We start from the raw sequence: 3,623 nt of genomic DNA, 5'->3' as shown, positions 1-3,623 counted from the left end.
GGGCATGCAGTCGTGGCAAGCCCTCCGATGCCATATCGGCTCTTGAAGCTGGCTGAGGGTCATGGGTAATCAGGAAGTGTGAAGAACCGCAGCAGTAACCGGGACATTCCGGTGCACCCCCATCTGCTGGCGCTGGGCCTGTTGGACTATGTTCGCACCTTACCTGCCGATGGCCGCCTGTTCCCCCTGTTGCAACCCTCTGGCACCAAGCAGAAATACCATGTGCGACTGGGTGTGTGGTGGCAGCGGTACTTGCGTGAGAAACTCAAAATTGAGCGAACAGATATTCAACCGTTCCACAGCTTCCGGCATACCTTTATCAACTTCATGCGGGAAGCGGGTGTCCGTGAGGATGTACAGAACTCCATCACAGGCCACAGCCAGTCTGGCGAGAGGACGGCAACAGGCAGAAGGTACGGCACCTATACGCTGAGCTTGAAGAAGAGCATCGTTGATGCCATCCCGCTGGTCCCTATCCCTGCCGATGCCGGATAAAGGGAGGGATGGGTCTGCCGAGATGCTGAAATTTTGGCATTTTTAAGAACTTTTTCTACGAGATTTCATACAGGAAAAGTTCTATAAAATGCTGGAATTTCGGCAGATTGACTGCTTGGCTTGGGCCTTTTGCCTTTGTTGGCGGGCAAAACGGGAAAGTCAAAAACGGCAGAGGGGCCCGCAGGCCCCCCATTCGTCATACTGTGTAGTTCGCTCCTGTCTCCGGCTGCTCTCGGTGGGCTGAGACCGTCATGTCAGCCATCTCGCTATCGAGCAGGGTCAACCCGATGATGGTGTCATTGCTCTTATAGCGGGGGATCAGATAGCCCTTTTCTAACAGCTTCTTCTTGAGGGCCAGCCTCTTCATGACCCATTCACCGTTCTGCTGTGCCCAGCGGCTGTAGACTGCGTAGACCTCGCTCATGAGCACTTTGGCCCCTGCTCTGGCCTGGGTGCACTCATCAAGGAAGCAGCCGACCATATCCGACTCGGCACGGTAGGTCTCGACATCCTGCTTGAGACGAGCAGGAATTGATGCCTTGAGCCTCTGGTCTTGCCACATCTGGCAGCCCTGGATGGCCCAGTTCAGAATGCCGGGCATCTCGGCCCGCAGCTTCTCCATCAGCATTGGGTCCAGCTGTTCCTTCGTGAAGGAGGCATTGAAGGGCAGCATCAACATCCGACGCCACATACCATTGCTGGTATCGCGGATCTCGGGCTTGTGGTTACCCACCATAACCAGAGAGAAGGATGGGCGGAACTCCATCTCTTTCTTGGCGTAGGGAGCACGAGCGACAATCACATCATCCCCCGTCATGGCCTTCACCAAGTTCTCATCCATACGGGCCCCCTCAGGCAGCTCGTTGGCGACCACGAGACGTGCATCCACCAGCTTGGTCAGGGACGGGTTCGGCCCAGTATTGCCGTTGCGGTTGAACAGCAAGACGTTACTGTTGATCTGCCGACTGAACTCTCCCAGCAACTGCTGAATGACCGACATGAAGGTACTCTTGCCGTTGCAGCCGCCTCCGTAGAGGAAGAACAGGAGCTGTTCGTCGGTGCGGCCGGTGATCCAGTAGCCCACACAACGTTGCAGGAAGGCCGCATACTCGGCATCGCCACAGCAGATCTCGCCGATGAACTGCTCCCATCGCGGGCAGACAGCAGCTGGGTCGTAGACCACCGGGCTATGGTGGGTCATCATGAATGCCCGTCTCGGTGCCAACAGGCGACCCGACTTCAGGTCGATGACACCGTTCGCCGTGCCCAACAGCATCGGATTGGCGTTCAGCTCGTGCAGTCTTGCCGTCATCATCGGCTTGGCCAGTTCCAACATGTTCTGAATGCCAGCCCGGTTAAGGCTGCTAGAACCGTGTCTGAGCACTGCATAAGCCCAAGACAGCTCCTCTTTCTTGCACGCCTGCTTGATCAACATCTGCCCGATTTCCTGGATCTCTTTGCCCACGGTTTGAGCAAGGATCATGGGCGTCAAGTCATTCTGGGTCCAGTGCGTACCATCGAAGTAGATAAAGCCACCTAACTCAGGGACGAACTTCAGGTTATGCCCGTGCATCTGCACGAACCGTTCAGCGTTGGCCGAATCGTTGAGCTCGTTTTCAAAGATGGCTGTACGTGGCATGACCTTGACGACTTCCGGCTGCTGATCATCGTCCTGAACGGCTTCGGCTTCGGCTTCGGCTTCGGCTTCGGCTTCGGCTTCGGCTTCGACCTCAGCCACAGGCTCAACCAGGGTGAATGCTGCCACCAGCTCGGTCAGAGGCAAGGGGTTGTCGCTATGCAGGTATTCGTCGATGTCCTTGACGCTATCCGGCAGCTTGACTTGGGTCAGCTTGAGGCCCAGCCGAGCCATCTTTGAGCGGTACTTGTCGCCCGCTTCATCAGTGTCGAAGAAGGTTACGACGTCACGGTCAGCCAGCTCACGCTTCAACCACTCCAGCTGGGTCTGTGACAGCGTGCCAATGCTAGCCAGCACAGGGCCCGGCCAACCGGCATCCACCAGCGACAGGCGGTCATTCTCCCCTTCTACCAGGGCGACAGGGCCGGGGGCATTCAGACACTCTTCCCCGTAGAACTGCACCCCGTTAAGCCAACAGGCGCTCGGCAGTTGGTACTGGTGCTGCTTGTTCGGGTCCTTGAAGGTGAAGCGGCTGACTTGTCCGTTGCGGTCGAAGTGCGGGAACACATAGACACCGCTCGGGAAGAAGTCACGAAGCAGATCTGGGGCATCGTTGCGAAGCTTGACCAGACCGGAGGCCAGTCGCTCCTCTTGGCTGAACCCTGCATCCTTCAGAACCTTGTTCAGGCCACCGGAGAAGCCGATATCCAACCCCACCAACACCTCCTCAGAGTGGCCACGCCGCTCCATCAGTTCGTCTACATCCAGACGGGACTGATAGTGACTAGCTGCGAGATTGAAGAGTTCTTGCAGGCGAGCAGGTGGGGCCGTGTAGATCGGCTGCTCCAGCTTCACCACTTTGCGAACGGTTGGGGTGACTGCCAGTTCTCCCAGCAGGAGCAGACGAGCAGCATCAGATGCCTTGTCGGCTTGACCGCACTTGACGACTAGATCGAACACGTCGCCTCTTTCCTCGCAACTGAAGCAGTGGAAGCTATCGTCGTCAGGATAGAGGGTGAAGCAGTCGTTATGGCCACATAGTGGGCAACTGGCATCGTCCAGTCGATAGGTGTTGGAGCCGACTTTCTTTACGTCTTGCCCGGTCAGGGCTGAGGCGACATCCATGATGGGGAACTGCTCTTTGATGGCAGCAAAGTCGATAGTCAGGGAGTGGCCTGCATCGGCCAGGGCAAATTCAAGGTCAAACTTGGTGGATTGAGACATGATGTCTCTCCTCTTAGATGACCGCTGCTGTGGAACTAAAATTAGGTTGAGTGTGTTCCAAGCGGCGGTAATCAGATCGGGTAACAGCGCCCCCCGTGGGCCTATGGCGTGAGCCAAGGTGCGATGTGCGGGGGCGTCTGCCCGCCGACAACCCCGACTATACGGATCGGCAGAAGCAATACAACCCCTCTTTTTTGGTTCATCGCGGCTTTCCGGGGAAGGCCGCCTTGATTTTCAGAAAAAAGTATTCTGAGTCCCTAAATCCATA

The 3,623-nt window shown here is 56.7% G+C and carries 2 protein-coding genes; one reads left to right on the top strand and one right to left on the bottom strand.

The genetic code is table 11. The features are described from left to right. Window positions 1–78 precede the first annotated feature (78 nt). A complete protein-coding gene (locus OKC30_RS20180) occupies window positions 79–495 on the top strand; it encodes a hypothetical protein (protein WP_270809781.1) in 417 nt (138 codons plus the stop codon). Between the two features lie 196 nt (window positions 496–691). Here OKC30_RS20180 and OKC30_RS20175 read toward each other — a convergent pair whose 3' ends face one another. Next, entirely contained in the window at window positions 692–3,355 is a 2,664-nt protein-coding gene (locus OKC30_RS20175; RefSeq protein ID WP_270809780.1) for a phage/plasmid primase, P4 family, read from the bottom strand. Window positions 3,356–3,623: the final 268 nt, after the last annotated feature.

The sequence above is a fragment of the Aeromonas sp. QDB18 genome, from assembly GCF_027705325.1.
In the GTDB taxonomy this organism is placed as follows: Bacteria; Pseudomonadota; Gammaproteobacteria; order Enterobacterales; family Aeromonadaceae; genus Aeromonas; species Aeromonas caviae.
The sequence above is the reverse complement of the archived record's forward strand: the minus strand, read 5'-3'. Positions and strand labels throughout refer to the sequence as shown.